This window comes from Pantoea eucalypti (genome assembly GCF_009646115.1).
In the GTDB taxonomy this organism is placed as follows: Bacteria; Pseudomonadota; Gammaproteobacteria; order Enterobacterales; family Enterobacteriaceae; genus Pantoea; species Pantoea eucalypti.
Window position 1 is genome coordinate 2,276,397 of sequence record NZ_CP045720.1, and the last position, 15,474, is coordinate 2,291,870.

A 15,474-nucleotide genomic window follows, 5' to 3' on the forward strand; every position below is an offset into this window, starting at 1 on the left:
CAAGGCGTGTGACGGCATCAGCCCACACTGTGCTCAAGGCTGATGGCTAACAATTTCTGGGCTTCCACGGCAAATTCCAGTGGCAGCTCCGAGAATACGTCTTTACAGAAGCCGTTCACGATCATTGAGATGGCATCTTCTTCACTGATACCGCGTTGCAGACAGTAGAACATCTGATCTTCGCCGATACGTGAGGTAGTAGCTTCATGCTCCAGCTGGGCGGTATTGTTGCGGGTTTCGACATACGGGAAAGTATGCGCACCGCAATCCGGACCGATCAGCATCGAGTCACACTGCGTAAAGTTACGGGCATTGGTGGCGGTTGGCATGATCTTCACCAGCCCGCGATAGGTGTTCTGACTTTTACCGGCCGAGATCCCCTTAGAGATAATGGTCGATTTGGTGTTTTTACCAATGTGGATCATCTTGGTGCCGGTGTCGGCCTGCTGACGACCGCTGGTCAATGCCACTGAATAGAATTCGCCTACCGAGTAGTCCCCGCGCAGAATGCAGCTCGGATACTTCCAGGTGATAGCAGAACCGGTTTCAGACTGCGTCCAGGACATTTTGCTGTGGTCACCTTCACACAGCGCACGCTTGGTCACGAAGTTAAGGATACCGCCCTCACCTTCGCCGCCAGGGAACCAGTTCTGAACGGTCGAATATTTCACTTCAGCATTTTTATGGATAATCACTTCCACCACGGCCGCGTGCAGCTGGTAAGTATCACGTACTGGCGCGGAACAGCCTTCAATGTAGCTGACGTAGCTGTCTTCATCGGCAATGAGGATGGTGCGCTCGAACTGACCGGTTTTCGCCGCGTTAATACGGAAATAGGTCGACAGCTCCATCGGGCAACGCACCCCTTTCGGGATGTAGACGAAGGTGCCGTCTGAGGCGACCGCTGAGTTCAGCGCAGCAAAGAAGTTATCATTCGCCGGAACCACCGTGCCGAGGTACTGCTTCACCAGCTCAGGATGTTCCTGAATGGCTTCGCCGAATGAACAGAAGATAATCCCCTGCTCCGCCAGCTTGCCACGATAGGTGGTCGCGACCGACACGGAGTCGAAAATGGCGTCAACCGCCACTTCACGGCCTTCACGTACCGGTACACCCAGCTGATTAAACGCATTTTCCACTTCCTGCGTCAGATAGTCGCTGGCTGGCGCGCTGCCTGAAGCCTGCATGGCACCCGGCTCGGAAGCACAGCTGTCATCGCAGTTGCCGCAGGAGGGCGCGGAGTAGTAGCTGTAATCCTGGTAGTCGAGTTTTTCGTAGTGGGCTTTCAGCCAGTGTGGCTCTTCCATTTCAAGCCAGGCACGAAAAGCCTTTAGACGAAACTCCAGCATCCACTCTGGCTCGTTACGCTTGGCCGAGATCGCCCTCACCACATCTTCATTGATGCCGTTGGCAAATTCTTCGGTCTGCAGTTGGGTAAAGAAGCCCTCTTTATAGTTGAGCTTGCCTTCCCAGATTTGTACATCGTCAGATGTTTCGCTGTGTCGTGACATATTTCACTTACTCGACGCCAAAGCTTTCACCGCACCCGCAGGCGTGCTGAGCTTTAGGGTTATTGAATTTAAAAATCTGATTCAGGCCTTCGCGAACGTAATCCAGCTCGGTGCCATCAACGAATGGCATCGCCTGAAGCGGCACAAACAGCGTTGCGCCGTGGAATGAGAACTGCAAATCGTCTTCGACAGGCTCTTTAACCAGATCCATGACGTAGCCAAACCCGGCGCAACCGGATTGTTTCACGCCAAGCCGCAGACCCTTGACTTCAGGATCCTGAGCCGCCAGATTGAGAATTTGTTGTGCTGCGGTTTCAGTCAGCGTCAACCCTTTCCAGACAAAATCGTCGGGTGAGAAAGAGTCTGTATTAACGGATGCCATGTTGATACCTCTTGAGTCCGGACCTTTTCAGGCTATCCCCCTATGGTAGTGATCTGTACAATCACTTCAACCTCTTGTTTTGCAGGGATAATCATCTAGTGCTGTTTTATCTGCTTATTTATTAAGCATAGCTGCTCCCGCTCACCCTGCGGTAAGAGAATCAGCGTCAATAAGCGGGTGATAACCTATTAATAAATCACTCTTTTTAAAAAAACCATTTTTGATCAAAGTGCTTATTGATAGGTTACGCCTTTCTTTGATGTAAACAGATTGTTATTTCCGATTATACCGACAGGCAGGATAAATCGATAAATTTTTCTGCTCACCCGTTGCAATCACGGCCGGGATGAATATGATAATTATTATCATTAACATTCAGGGCGACGCGATGACCCTTTCTGTCTCAGCCTGGCTGCAGCATAAAATCGACGAATACCAGTTTTCGATGCGGGATATCACCATCGACTTTTATATGGCACAGGCAAAACTTGACCGGGCCGACTGCACGATCCATCAGCTACGTCAGTTCAATGATGCCTGTCAGGATATGGCAGAAATCTGCCAGATGAACGGTGACGATCAGAGTTACCTGCACGCCATGGGTAAACTGCATCACCGACTGCTGCAGGAGATGGGAAACAACGATCGCGATCGCCTGTTTCGCCTTCAGGCTTATCAACTGGCGCGATTGTCCCTGACCCGACTCTGCCATCAACTGGCCATGGTCGGAGAATGGAACAAAGCCACCGTGCTGCAAAGTGACTTTATGCGTCACGCAGGCTGGATATTCTAATCCAGCCACGGCGTGACGTCGCGCACAATTTTTTTACATTATCTCTAACAATGCCTGAAGCGGATGGCGCATGCCATTGCCTTCTACACGCTTGACCTGACTACGGCATGAATAACCCGTGGCCAGGCAGCGCTGACGAGGCAGTCGCTGAAGCTGTGGATGCCAGGAGAGTGCATAGATTCCCAGCGAATTTTCGAGGTTTTTACTTTCGTGGCCGTAGGTGCCCGCCATGCCGCAGCAGCCGACATTGATGTTTTCCAGCTTTGCACCAAACCGGGCAAAGATCCCCTGCCACTCATTCGGTGTGGAGGGCTGCGCGGTCACCTCAGTGCAGTGCGCGAAGAGATACCAGGATTCCCCGCCTGTTGCCTGCACGTCACGTTCTGACAGCGCACGCGCTAACCACTCATGCACCAGCAATACGCTGAAGTCGCCGCGCGACTCACCCAGCGTCTGACGATACTCATCGCGATAGCAGAGCACGGTAGCGGGATCCACACCCACCATAGGCAGTTCCAGTTTTGCTACCCGATTAAGAAAATCGGCGGTGCGAGCTGCCGTGCGTGCAAAACGCTGCAGGAAACCTTTCACATGCTGCGCTTTGCCGTTAGGCAAGAATGGCAGCAGTACCGGACGGTAGCCCAGCTTCTCAATCAGCCTGACAAAATCATTTACCAACTGGGCTTCATAAAAGCTGGTAAACGGATCCTGCACCACCAGCACACAGTTAGCGCGATCGGCAGCTGGCAACGCTTCCAGCTGTTCCAGCGTCATGTTCATGGCGGGATGACCGCTGAGCTGCTGTTTCAGATTTGGCGCCGAGAGCAGAGGCAGATCAACCATGCCGATATGCGTTTTACTTAACTCTTTCACCCAGGGCTGACGCAGGAAGAAATTGAACACCTTCGGCGCTTTCGCCATCAGTGGTGCATAGCTTTCAACCGCCGCCACCAGATGATCGCTGACCGGACGCAGATAGCGGGTGTGGTAAAGCTGGAGGAAGCGCGAACGGAACGCGGGTACGTCAATTTTGATCGGACACTGGGTCGAGCAGGCCTTACAGGCCAGGCAGCCCGACATCGCCTCCTTTACCTCGTGAGAGAAGTCATACTCCCCTTTGCTGGCGTGCCAGCTGTTGCGTGTGCGGGTAATCAAGCCGCGCAGCGACAGCGTGTTTTCCGGCAGCTGCTTTTCCAGTACAAGGGGATCGACACCCTGTTCAGCCAGCAGCCGCAGCCATTCCCGCGTCAGCGTCGCCCGTCCCTTAGGAGAGTGAATGCGGTTGCGGGTAATCTTCATGGAAGGACACATCGGGCTGCGAACATCAAAGTTAAAACACAAGCCGTTGCCGTTACACTCCATCGCCCCACGCCATTCATCGCGCACCGTGACCGGAATCTGCCGATCAAAGGTGCCGCGCTTCACTGCATCCACCTGCATCATCTCGTCGTTACGGTTAAAGGGCGTGCAGATTTTGCCTGGGTTAAGACGGTTTAACGGGTCAAAGGCGGCTTTGATGCGGCGCAGTTCGTTAAACAGCGTCTCGCCAAAGAATGCCGGACTATACTGGGCGCGGAAACCTTTGCCATGTTCGCCCCACAGCAGGCCGCCGTAGCGCGCAGTCAGTGCCACCACATCGTCGGAGATCTGTTTCATCATCATCTCCTGCTGCGGATCGCACATATCCAGCGCAGGACGCACGTGCAGGACGCCTGCATCGACGTGACCAAACATGCCGTAACTCAAACCGTGGCTATCAAGCAGGGCGCGAAATTCGACAATATAGTCCGCCAGTTTTTCCGGCGGAACGGCAGTGTCTTCCACAAACGGAATCGGCTTAGCGCGGCCTTTGGCATTCCCCAGCAGACCCACCGCTTTTTTACGCATGTTATAAATGCGCTCAATGCCATCCAGATCGTTACAGAACTGATAGCCAATGACGCCTCCCTGCTGCTGCGCCATCAGCGCGTCAAGGCGGGCGCAAAGTTGTTCAATCTGCTGATCGATCAGCGCTGCGTTGTCACCGGCGAATTCAACAATATTGAGACCCAGCATCGCTTTGTCGGGTACGTCAGTAATTAATTCACTCACCGAGTGCCAGACGATATCTTCACGTGCCAGATTCAGTACTTTAGAGTCAACAGTCTCGACTGAGAGCGCCTGCGCTTCCACCATCAATGGCGCGTTGCGCAGGGCCGAGTCAAAAGAGTCATATTTAATGTTCACCAGCCGCCGCACTTTTGGCAGCGGGGTGATATCGAGCCGCGCTTCGGTGATAAAGGCCAGCGTTCCTTCAGCGCCGCACAACAGGCGTGTCAGGTCAAAGGTCTGCATATCGTCACTGAAAACGTGGCGCAGATCATAGCCGGTCAGGAACCGATTCAGCTTTGGAAACTTTTCCAGAATCAGCGCACGATGCTCGCGGCAACGCGTCAGCACCTGCTGATAGATCCGCCCTTCCGGGGTGGCCGTCTGTGCCAGTGTTTCTGCCAGCGCCGTCGCCATGGGCCGCGTATCAAGCATATCGCCGCCCAGCAACACAGCCCGCAAGCCCAGAACGTGATCCGACGTTTTGCCGTAAACCAGCGAGCCCTGACCAGACGCATCGGTATTGATCATTCCGCCCAGTGTCGCACGGTTACTGGTCGATAATTCTGGCGAGAAGAAAAAGCCAAATGGTTTCAGCCAGGCATTCAGCTGATCTTTAATCACCCCGGCTTCAACCCGAACCCAGCCCTCATCCGTATTAATCTCCAGGATGCGGTTCATGTAGCGCGACATATCCACCACGATCCCCTGATTCAGCGACTGCCCGTTGGTGCCAGTGCCGCCGCCACGTGGGGTAAAGACCAGACTGGCAAAGCGCGCTTCGCCGGCCACGCGGGCGAGCAGTGCAACATCGGCGGTTGAACGTGGAAAGAGCGCCGCGTCGGGCAGCAACTGATAGATGCTGTTATCGGTAGAGAGTGAAAGACGATCGGCATAGCTGGTTGCCATGTCACCGGTAAAACCCTGCTCTTTCAGTGACTCAAGGAACGTCAGCACCAGTTGAACGAGGCCCGGCGCCTGCGAAATCTGTGGGATCATGATTGTCTGACCGAAGGTGTTGTAAACGTTTGCGTTTATACGTTAGCGATTTCTCGTTTTATCATATTTTTCCTGCGTCTGCCCTTTTTTCAGAAAAGGCAAAAACCTTTCACCACGACGCTGTTTAATCCCTGGCAAATAGATCATGATAAAAACAGGCATCCGAATGCCCGAAAATGAAGGATTAAGACGAGGTTATGAGTCAATGATGAAAAGCCAGTACCGGGATATGGATTTACCGCAAATACTCTTCACCCTGATGTTCATTCTGCTGCTGATCGTCGCCTGTTTATGGGTGGTGCAGCCGTTTATTCTGGGCTTTGCCTGGGCCAGCATGGTGGTGATTGCCACCTGGCCATTGATGCTGAAATTCCAGCGACTGTTATGGGGACGCCGTTCACTGGCGGTGATCGTCATGACACTGCTGCTGCTCTTACTGTTTATTATTCCCATCGCCCTGCTGGTCAGCAGCCTGATTGATAACAGTGCGCCTGTGATTGCCTGGGTGACCCAGGGCCACACGATGCCGAAACTGACGTGGCTCAGGGAAATCCCGATGGTGGGTAAAAAGCTGTATGTCAGTTATGACACGCTGGTGGCGAGTGGCGGTGCCGGCGTGATGGCGAAAATACAGCCTTACATCGGCCGCACCACAGGCTTTTTTGTGGCTCAGGCCGGTCATTTCGGGCGCTTTATGATCCATCTGGGCGTGATGTTACTGTTCAGCGTGCTGCTTTACTGGCGTGGCGAACAGGCTGCCCAGGGCATCCGTCACTTCGCGTTTCGTATGGCGGGACGACGCGGTGATGCTGCGGTGATGCTGGCGGCACAGTCCATTCGTGCCGTAGCGCTGGGTGTGGTGGTGACGGCGCTGGTGCAGGGTGTGCTGGGCGGCATCGGTCTGGCGATTTCCGGTATTCCTTATGCCACGCTGTTAACGGTACTGATGATCCTCTGCTGCCTGGTACAGCTCGGTCCACTGCTGGTGCTGGTTCCTGCCATCATCTATCTCTACTGGAGCGGCGATACCACCTGGGGCACCGTGCTGCTGGTCTGGAGCTGTGTGGTCGGCACGATGGATAACGTTCTGCGCCCGATGTTAATCCGTATGGGCGCAGACCTGCCGATGATTCTGATCCTCTCAGGCGTGATTGGTGGCCTGTTCGCGTTCGGCATGATTGGTCTGTTTATCGGCCCGGTGGTTCTGGCGGTTTCCTACCGTCTGGTTTCGGTCTGGGTACATGAAGCGCCCGCCCCGGATAAAGACCCGATGGCCTCGGCTGATGCACTGGCCGATCACGAGGGTACCCCACCAGCTGTATAATGCGGTGCAATGGCACTTTGCGCCAATCCCCCTGATGTACATTGATTAGTGCGGTTAATGATGATTAACCGCACCTCTCTTCATCATTCAGATAAATTCTGTTTTTCATTAGCGATTTTTAATAAAAAAGCCATCTTTGACCTAAAAACGACCATTCAGGGCTAAAAAAGATTACTTTCTGCACTGTTTCTTAAGCCAAATGACCAGGTAAAGATGACAAAAGATTATCGGCTTTAAACTAATAAGAGGATTCTTAAAGACGACAGCCAGCCGTATGAATAACATGTTTCCTATGTTCGAAATCAACCTGATGATTTTCAGACAAACTTATTCCCCTGAGTAGAGTAAAGAATTGCTGTGTGTAGTCTTTGCCCATCCCCTGTGATGGGCTTTTTTTTGCCTGAAATAAGCCAGCTATAAATAGAAAAGGCCCGCAATGCGGGCCTTTATGCTTGCTACAGCGGGGATCAGGCGGTTTTATTTAACTGCGCCAGACTCACCCAGGTTTCCACTACGGTATCCGGGTTCAGCGACAGGCTGTCGATGCCCTCTTCCATCAGCCATGCGGCAAAATCCTGATGGTCGGACGGTCCCTGCCCACAAATTCCGACATATTTACCCTGTTTTTTGGCCGCTTTGATCGCCATGGAAAGCAGCGCTTTCACGGCTTCATTACGCTCGTCAAACAGTGCAGAGACAACGCCGGAGTCGCGGTCCAGCCCCAGCGTCAGCTGGGTCATGTCGTTAGATCCAATTGAGAAGCCATCAAAGTGCTGCAGGAACTGATCCGCCAGTAGCGCATTGGACGGAATCTCGCACATCATAATGATTTTCAGTCCGTTTTCGCCGCGCTTCAGTCCCTGACGTGCCAGCTCTTCCACCACCGCCTGCGCCTGATCCACGGTACGGACAAACGGAACCATGATCTCAACGTTCGTAAGGCCCATCTCATTGCGAACACGCTTCACCGCTTCACACTCAAGCGCGAAACAATCCCGGAAGCTGTCCGCTACGTAGCGACCGGCCCCACGGAATCCCAGCATCGGGTTTTCTTCTTCAGGCTCGTAGCGCTCACCGCCCACGAGATTGGCATATTCGTTCGTTTTGAAGTCGGAAAGTCGGACAATTACACGTTTCGGTGCAAATGCCGCGCCAAGTGTGGCAATTCCTTCAGTCAGGCGGCCAATGTAAAACTCGACCGGATTATCAAATCCTTTCATCATTTTACGGATCTGCTGCTGCAGTTCCGGTGTCTGTTGATCGAATTCCAGTAGCGCTTTAGGGTGGACGCCAATCATACGGTTAATGATAAATTCCAGACGCGCCAGACCGACACCTTCGTTAGGCAGACAGGCGAAATCAAAGGCACGATCGGGGTTGCCCACATTCATCATAATTTTCAGCGGCAGTTCAGGCAGCGAATCGACCTGAGAACTGGTGACATCAAAATCAAGCAGCTGATCGTAGACGTAGCCGGTGTCGCCCTCAGCACAGGAAACCGTGACCTGATGACCCTCCTTCAAACGATCGGTTGCATCGCCACAGCCAACGACAGCAGGGATACCCAGTTCACGCGCAATGATTGCCGCATGACAGGTTCGTCCGCCACGGTTAGTGACAATCGCTGACGCCTTTTTCATGATCGGTTCCCAGTCCGGATCGGTCATATCCGTCACCAGCACATCACCTTTTTCAATGCGGTGCATTTCGCTGATATCGTGGATGACCTTCACCACGCCTGCGCCAATACGATGACCGATAGCACGGCCTTCCACCACCACGCTGCCCTGACCCTGCAGCGTATAACGTTCCATGACCTGACCATTTGAGCGCACAGTTTCAGGACGCGCCTGAACGATGAACAACTTACCGGTGTGCCCATCTTTGGCCCACTCAATATCCATCGGACGCTGATAATGCTGTTCAATTAAGACAGCCTGTTTAGCCAGGGCCTGCACTTCCTCATCACTTAAGCAAAAACGATCGCGTTCGGCTTCAGGCACATCTTCGATCTGAACCTGCTCGCCATGCGCCTGAGAATCGGCATAGACCATGCGAACCTTTTTCGACCCCATATTGCGGCGCACGATAGCGGGACGATCCGCTGCCAGCGTGGGCTTGTGGACGTAGAATTCGTCCGGGTTAACGGCACCCTGCACCACCATTTCACCCAGTCCCAGCGCAGCAGTAATAAAGACCACCTGATCAAAGCCAGACTCCGTATCAATGGTGAACATCACACCTGAAGAGGCCAGGTCAGAGCGCACCATGCGCTGAATACCCGCAGAGAGCGCCACGCCACGGTGATCATATCCCTGGTGCACGCGGTAAGAGATAGCGCGGTCATTAAACAGCGAAGCAAAGACATGCTTCACCGCCACCATCACGGCGTCGATACCCTGCACATTCAGGAAGGTTTCCTGCTGACCAGCAAAGGAGGCATCGGGCATATCTTCCGCGGTGGCCGAGGAGCGGACAGCAAACGACGCGGCATCATCATCGGCAGAAAGTTGCTGATAGGCATCCAGAATGGCGGACTCCAGTTCCGGCAGAAAAGGGGTCTCCACCACCCACTGACGAATCTGCTTACCCGCTGATGCCAGCGCATTCACATCATCAATATCGGTCTCGTCCAGCAGCGCGTAAATTCGCTGATTGAGCCCGCTTTGCTCAAGAAACAGGTTAAAGGCATAGGATGTCGTCGCGAATCCATTGGGTACAGAAACACCCAGCGAAGAGAGATTAGTAATCATTTCACCCAGAGAGGCATTCTTACCGCCTACCCGATCAACATCATGCATACCAAGCTGGTTATACCAGAGCACGAGTGGCTGTTCGCCATTAATGGACATTGCGCTTATCCTTTATCAATTAACAATGAATGGACACAGGGAGTTATCTCTTTTCAGCCTGGCATATCACCCCCTCAATAACGATGTGTTGAATCGTTAAAGCAGAATTTCAGCAACAGTTTCAGAATTGTGAGCGAAATTTTTTGCTGTTGCGCAATGACGCTATTTTTCGCTAAATGATTGATGCAGCAGGAAATGACAGATTTTCAGCCATTTAATCCCTCTGTTTTGTTGCGCAACAGTTGCGTGACTATTTGCAGCGTAATAAGGGTTTAAAGCATCCCGGTGAAGCGAAACCGCGGTTAGTTTTTAATTATCCTGATGAAACAGCAGACAAAAAATCCGGACAGGCATTACAGAAACTAAAATCAGAGATGAATTATTTAAGCGCATGGCTCATGCTAACGGCTCACTCTTGTCTGAGGCTGATTACGTTATGACAACTGACAGAAGCGTTTTTTATATCTCCGATGGTACGGCCATTACGGCTGAAGTACTGGGTCATGCGGTGCTGTCACAATTTCCGGTTAATATCACCAGTCTGACGCTGCCCTTCGTAGAAAATGTCCAGCGTGCGCTGGCGGTTAAAGCCCAGATTAACGCCCTTTATCAGCAGAGCGGTGTGCGGCCACTGGTGTTTTTCTCGATCGTCACCCCGGAAGTGCGCGACATCATCGTGCAGAGCGACGGCTTTTGTCAGGATATCGTGCAGGCGCTGGTGGCACCGCTGCAGCAGGAGCTGGGTTTGTCCCCCGCACCGGTTGCTCACCGTACTCACGGACTGGATGCCAGTAATCTGGGTAAATATGATGCGCGTATTGCGGCGATCGATTACGCACTGGCGCATGATGACGGTATCTCGCTGCGCGGACTCGAGGATGCGCAGGTTATTCTGTTGGGTGTCTCGCGCTGTGGTAAAACTCCCACCAGCCTCTATCTGGCGATGCAATTTGGTGTGCGCGCCGCCAACTACCCGTTCATCGCAGATGACATGGATAACCTCAAACTGCCGCCCGCGCTGCGCGCGCATCAGAATAAACTGTTCGGGCTGACTATCGATCCGGAACGCCTGGCGGCGATACGTCAGGAGCGGGCGGAAAATACCCGTTACGCCTCAATGCGTCAGTGCCGACTGGAAGTGGGCGAAGTAGAAGCGCTGTTTCGCACCCATCAGATCCGCTATCTCAACAGCACCAACTACTCGGTGGAAGAGATTGCCACCAAAATTCTCGACATCATGGGTCTGACGCGCCGCATGTACTGAGAGTGTTATCGATGCTGAGTTGTAAAGCGATGCTGCCGTCGCTTTTGATTTCATTATCAAATCCCGGGTTGAATTCGCAGGCTAATGGTTTATTGTGACCACCATCACTTCCCGGTATTTCACCGCTGCGAAGAACCGTTTTCGAGAAACTCATGAACAAAACCGACGAACTGCGTACCGCACGCATTGGTAGTCTGATTACCCCCGCCAGCCTGGCGGCTGACCATCCCGTTTCCCCGGCCATTGCCGACAATGTCACGGCTGCCCGTAAACGTATAGCCCGTATTCTGACCGGTGAAGATCCCCGCCTGCTGGTGGTGATTGGCCCCTGCTCACTGCACGACCCGAAAGCGGCTCTGGAGTATGCAGAGCGTCTGAACGCATTGCGCAGCCGCTATGACGATCGGCTGGAAATTGTGATGCGCGCCTACTTCGAGAAGCCGCGCACCGTGGTGGGCTGGAAAGGCTTAATCTCTGATCCGAACCTGGATGGCAGCTACGATGTAAACCGGGGCATTGGTATCGCCCGCAAACTGCTGATTGATATCAACGCGCTGGGATTGCCTACCGCCACAGAGTTCCTGGATATGGTGATCGGCCAGTTTATTGCCGACCTGATCAGCTGGGGAGCGATTGGCGCTCGCACCACCGAAAGCCAGATCCACCGAGAAATGGCGTCGGCCCTCTCCTGCCCGGTCGGCTTTAAAAACGGCACCGACGGTAACGTTCAGATTGCCGTGGATGCGATTCGCGCCGCACGCGCCAGCCATATGTTCCTGTCGCCGGACAAGCTGGGGCAGATGACGATCTATCAGACCAGCGGCAACCCGCATGGACATGTGATCCTGCGTGGTGGCAAGCAGCCTAACTATCATGCCAGTGATGTCGCTGCCGCGGCGGAGAGTCTGTCTGCCTTTAATCTGCCAGAGCAGCTGGTAATCGACTTCAGTCACGGCAACTGCCTGAAGCAGCATCGTCGTCAGATGGATGTGGCGGCAGAGGTAGCGGAGCAGATTAAAGCAGGATCGCGGGCTGTTGCCGGTGTGATGATTGAGAGCTTCCTGGAAGAGGGTAATCAGAAAGTGGTGAGCGGCGAACCGCTGGTTTACGGCAAGTCGATTACCGATCCCTGCCTCGGCTGGCAGGAGAGCGAAAAAGTGCTCGCCCTGCTGGCCGAGGCGGTTTCTCATCGCCTCTGATTTTCAGTTAGCTGGAGCAGCTCACCTCTAACGTTTTGCCCCAGTCTGGCGGCCGCTGACGATATTCAGCGGCCGTCTCATCGCTAAAGGGCTGCTGTAACGCCTGATGCAGGCGTGCCAGCGCACCCTGCTCGCCCCGCTCCGCCTCTTCAATCGCCTGCTGTGCCAGATAGTTGCGCAGAATCACCGCCGGATTAGCGGCCTTCATCACTGCCTGACGTTCCGTATCACTGACCTGCTCGTCCATCAGACGGCTGCGATAGCGCTGATACCAGCCATCAAACGCCTCACGATCGATAAACTCATCGCGCAACGGTGAGCGGCTTTCAGCCTGTTGAGTCTCACTTAGCAGCCGGAACGTCAGCGTGTAATCGCTGTGCTCCTGGGTCATCAGGGCCAGCAGATCGGTCAGAATCTCATTATCGTTGCTCTGCTGTGTCAACAGACCGAGCTTCGCACGCATCCGCTCGCCCCAGACCCGCATAAGTTCAGGTTCATAGGCGCTCAGTGCCGTCCGCAACTGCTCCGTGGTCAGCAGACCCGAAAGCGCGTGCGCCAGCCGGTTAAGATTCCACAGGCCAATCATCGGCTGATTTTCAAAGCTGTAGCGACCCTGATAGTCGCTGTGATTGCAGATGAAGTCAGGCTGATAATCATCCAGAAAACCAAAGGGGCCATAGTCGATGGTCAGGCCAAAAATCGACATGTTGTCGGTGTTCATCACCCCATGCGCAAAGCCCACGCTCTGCCACAGGGCAATCAGCCGCGCGGTACGTAACACAATGTCGGTAAACCATTGCTGATAGCGGTCCGCTTCCGCTTCCAGATGCGGCCAGTGATGACGAATCGCGTAGTCGGCCAGCTGCTGAACTTTCTCCTGCTGCTGACTATAAAAGAAATGCTCGAAATGCCCGAACCGCAGATGGCTCGGTGAGATACGCATCAGCATTGCGCCACGCTCGGTGGTTTCGCGGTAGACCGGCTCATCGCCTATCGACAGGGTCAATGCTCGCGTGGTGGGAATGCCAAGATGGTGCAGCGCCTCTGAGGCGAGGAACTCTCGCACGCTGGAACGGATGACAGCGCGACCATCCCCCATCCTTGAGTAAGGCGTCAGGCCTGCGCCCTTGAGATGCCAGTCAAGTTTACTGCCATCATCAAGGCGCTGTTCACCCAGCAGAATGCCGCGCCCGTCACCAAGCTGGCCCGCCCAGACACCAAACTGATGGCCACTGTAGACCTGCGCCAGCGGCTGCATGCCGGGCAGCAGGGCTGCGCCGTGCCAGACGTCATGACCGTTACCGGCAAAAAGTTTGCTATCCAGACCCATTGAGGTTGCAAGTGGTGCGTTGTGATACAGCAGGCGTCCGCCTGTCAGCGGTGTGGGGTTTAGCGCGGTGTAACACCCTGTCAGTTCCCGAAACCAGGTGTTGTCAAAAATGGCCTTACCAGAAGACATTATTTCTCCCATGCGCTGCTCAGCGGTACGTAGATGAGTCCTCTAGTGTAACGCTGATAGCGGGGATTAAAAGAGGGTATCAACCAGGATGCTGAGAAGATGGCATACGATCATCGGCGCAGAGCAGTGAACGCAGTGCATCCGATTTTACTACCGGGAAGAGCGCACCCTGGAAGTCGACACCGTTCAGCTGGCTGACTTTATCGAACAACACTTCATCGTCAATGCCACAAATAATGAGTCGGTCACAATGGGCGCGAAAATTATCGATAATGCTCTGAATAAACGGCACGAATGACGCGCGTTTTGCCAGCGAATGAATAAACTCTTTATCCAGACAGATACAACTGAATAAATTATCGTAGACTGCATTAGAGGGTGTCTTACCCGCGCCGAAATGTGAAAGTGCTAAATTAAATTCAGCGTGCAGGTCAGCCAGTAAGGGATTATTTTTGCCCAGTTTCAGTTGCGGAAACGTTTCAGTGATATTCAACAGAATGAACGGCAGCTGCTTTATTTTCCGCATAACTAATTCACTGGCCTGCAGTGTCCGGGCCATCCCTTCATCAATACGGATAAATGCTGACACAGAATGCGCTTCAAATAACGCGCGATTCTGCTCCAGCAATCCAATCTGACTTTGCAGAAGGCGCAGCTGCTGCGACTCATCAAGCTGCGGCAGCAACAGATCCTGCGGCAGAGTGATGGGAGCACTTTCATGCACCAACTGCGTTACCAGCTCGACAGCGGTCAACCGTCCGTGAACATCACAGACAGGATAGAACCAGATTTCCGACTGATAGTCGGCCGAGAGATGAATTTTCATTTTGATGCCAGAATAAGCGGCGATGGAGATATCGTATAGTAATGGTTGGGTACAGGCAATAGTGCCAAATCATTGAAGAGACGGACTTCTTTGCCCTTCCACCGCCGTTTGACAACAGGCAGTCACGCTTAAGCCAAATAATAGCGATAAAATACCGCTTATTAGTGGAATTAAAAAAGCATTTATTCTGGTTATTAAAACCCACAGTCAATAACTGTCATTTAAAATAAAGCTTTTACTCTCTGTTTCGGCTCTATTTAAAATTGGACTTAAGTCAGATTTGGCGAACGGCGTTTAAATACGGCGCGCCTGCCAGAACACTTTCCGCCAGTAGACATTGTCGAGCGAAGAGCGGACTACGCCCTGGCTGGTTGACGCGTGGATGAAGGCATTATCGGTGTCATAAATACCCACATGCAGGCCATTTTCGCCACGTCCGGTTTTGAAAAAGACCAGATCGCCTGGCAACAGTTCATCTTTACTGATTCGGGTGCCAATATCGCTTTGGGCTGAGGTGGTGCGCGGCAGCTGTAGCGAAAATTTGTCGCGGAAGGTCAGATAGACAAAGCCAGAGCAGTCAACGCCGTTACGACTCATGCCGCCATAGCGATAAGGCGTGCCACGCCAGTGACCGAGCTGATCGTTCAGTTCCGCTATCACAGTGATCGAATCGGAAAGACGGCCATTAATCGGCGGAGCGTGATGACTGCATCCCGTCAGCAGCAGAACTAAAATCAGCAAACCCAGGCGCATCGCCAAATGTCCTTATCAGAAGTT

11 protein-coding genes and 1 other RNA gene are annotated in these 15,474 nt (G+C 53.3%); 5 read left to right on the plus strand and 7 right to left on the minus strand.

Going from position 1 to position 15,474, the window contains the following annotated elements; all coding sequences use genetic code 11:
- Positions 1–17: 17 nt before the first annotated feature.
- Both sufB and sufA read right to left on the minus strand, forming a co-directional pair.
- Entirely contained in the window at positions 18–1,511 is a 1,494-nt protein-coding gene (gene sufB, locus EE896_RS10580) for a Fe-S cluster assembly protein SufB (protein ID WP_003853227.1), read from the minus strand.
- Positions 1,512–1,518: 7 nt separating this feature from the next.
- A complete protein-coding gene (gene sufA, locus EE896_RS10585; RefSeq protein ID WP_003853229.1) occupies positions 1,519–1,893 on the minus strand; it encodes a Fe-S cluster assembly scaffold SufA in 375 nt (124 codons plus the stop codon).
- A 388-nt stretch (positions 1,894–2,281) separates the two neighbouring features.
- Between sufA and EE896_RS10590 the strand changes: the two genes are divergently transcribed.
- Positions 2,282–2,686 carry a hypothetical protein gene (locus EE896_RS10590; RefSeq protein WP_140915611.1) on the plus strand — a complete coding sequence of 135 codons (405 nt, stop codon included), beginning with the start codon at positions 2,282–2,284 and terminating at the stop codon, positions 2,684–2,686.
- Positions 2,687–2,719: 33 nt separating this feature from the next.
- Here EE896_RS10590 and ydiJ read toward each other — a convergent pair whose 3' ends face one another.
- Positions 2,720–5,773 carry a D-2-hydroxyglutarate dehydrogenase YdiJ gene (gene ydiJ, locus EE896_RS10595; protein WP_140915567.1) on the minus strand — a complete coding sequence of 1,018 codons (3,054 nt, stop codon included), beginning with the start codon at positions 5,771–5,773 and terminating at the stop codon, positions 2,720–2,722.
- 205 nt (positions 5,774–5,978) lie between these two features.
- On the opposite strand from ydiJ, the gene ydiK reads away from it, so the two are divergent.
- Both ydiK and rprA read left to right on the plus strand, forming a co-directional pair.
- Entirely contained in the window at positions 5,979–7,097 is a 1,119-nt protein-coding gene (ydiK, locus tag EE896_RS10600) for an AI-2E family transporter YdiK (RefSeq protein ID WP_373681450.1), read from the plus strand.
- A 292-nt stretch (positions 7,098–7,389) separates the two neighbouring features.
- An RNA gene (rprA, locus tag EE896_RS10605) (antisense sRNA RprA) lies at positions 7,390–7,497 on the plus strand.
- Positions 7,498–7,564: 67 nt separating this feature from the next.
- Here rprA and ppsA read toward each other — a convergent pair.
- On the minus strand, positions 7,565–9,949 hold the full coding sequence (gene ppsA, locus EE896_RS10610; RefSeq protein ID WP_140915566.1) for a phosphoenolpyruvate synthase: 2,385 nt from the start codon (positions 9,947–9,949) through the stop codon (positions 7,565–7,567).
- Between the two features lie 436 nt (positions 9,950–10,385).
- Between ppsA and ppsR the strand changes: the two genes are divergently transcribed.
- Positions 10,386–11,213: a posphoenolpyruvate synthetase regulatory kinase/phosphorylase PpsR gene (gene ppsR, locus EE896_RS10615; RefSeq protein ID WP_003853242.1), complete on the plus strand. Its 828-nt coding sequence runs from the start codon at positions 10,386–10,388 to the stop codon at positions 11,211–11,213.
- Between the two features lie 152 nt (positions 11,214–11,365).
- Positions 11,366–12,412: a 3-deoxy-7-phosphoheptulonate synthase gene (locus tag EE896_RS10620; protein WP_039660358.1), complete on the plus strand. Its 1,047-nt coding sequence runs from the start codon at positions 11,366–11,368 to the stop codon at positions 12,410–12,412.
- A 7-nt stretch (positions 12,413–12,419) separates the two neighbouring features.
- Here the strand turns inward: EE896_RS10620 and EE896_RS10625 are convergent, their stop codons facing one another.
- The 3 genes from EE896_RS10625 to EE896_RS10635 all read right to left on the minus strand — a co-directional run bounded on the left by EE896_RS10625 (position 12,420) and on the right by EE896_RS10635 (position 15,450).
- Entirely contained in the window at positions 12,420–13,871 is a 1,452-nt protein-coding gene (locus EE896_RS10625; RefSeq protein ID WP_105099230.1) for a protein adenylyltransferase SelO, read from the minus strand.
- Between the two features lie 79 nt (positions 13,872–13,950).
- On the minus strand, positions 13,951–14,697 hold the full coding sequence (locus tag EE896_RS10630; RefSeq protein ID WP_105099231.1) for an EAL domain-containing protein: 747 nt from the start codon (positions 14,695–14,697) through the stop codon (positions 13,951–13,953).
- Positions 14,698–14,991: 294 nt separating this feature from the next.
- Positions 14,992–15,450 (minus strand): C40 family peptidase, encoded by a 459-nt coding sequence (locus EE896_RS10635; protein WP_003853251.1) that lies wholly within the window; start codon positions 15,448–15,450, stop codon positions 14,992–14,994.
- Positions 15,451–15,474: the final 24 nt, after the last annotated feature.

Bases quoted from the DNA above. Each gene is read 5' to 3' on its own strand.
- sufB (WP_003853227.1), bottom strand. From the start codon at position 1,511: ATGTCACGACACAGCGAAACATCTGACGATGTACAAATCTGGGAAGGC.
- sufA (WP_003853229.1), bottom strand. From the start codon at position 1,893: ATGGCATCCGTTAATACAGACTCTTTCTCACCCGACGATTTTGTCTGG.
- EE896_RS10590 (WP_140915611.1), top strand. From the start codon at position 2,282: ATGACCCTTTCTGTCTCAGCCTGGCTGCAGCATAAAATCGACGAATAC.
- ydiJ (WP_140915567.1), bottom strand. From the start codon at position 5,773: ATGATCCCACAGATTTCGCAGGCGCCGGGCCTCGTTCAACTGGTGCTG.
- ydiK (WP_373681450.1), top strand. From the start codon at position 5,979: ATGATGAAAAGCCAGTACCGGGATATGGATTTACCGCAAATACTCTTC.
- ppsA (WP_140915566.1), bottom strand. From the start codon at position 9,949: ATGTCCATTAATGGCGAACAGCCACTCGTGCTCTGGTATAACCAGCTT.
- ppsR (WP_003853242.1), top strand. From the start codon at position 10,386: ATGACAACTGACAGAAGCGTTTTTTATATCTCCGATGGTACGGCCATT.
- EE896_RS10620 (WP_039660358.1), top strand. From the start codon at position 11,366: ATGAACAAAACCGACGAACTGCGTACCGCACGCATTGGTAGTCTGATT.
- EE896_RS10625 (WP_105099230.1), bottom strand. From the start codon at position 13,871: ATGTCTTCTGGTAAGGCCATTTTTGACAACACCTGGTTTCGGGAACTG.
- EE896_RS10630 (WP_105099231.1), bottom strand. From the start codon at position 14,697: ATGAAAATTCATCTCTCGGCCGACTATCAGTCGGAAATCTGGTTCTAT.
- EE896_RS10635 (WP_003853251.1), bottom strand. From the start codon at position 15,450: ATGCGCCTGGGTTTGCTGATTTTAGTTCTGCTGCTGACGGGATGCAGT.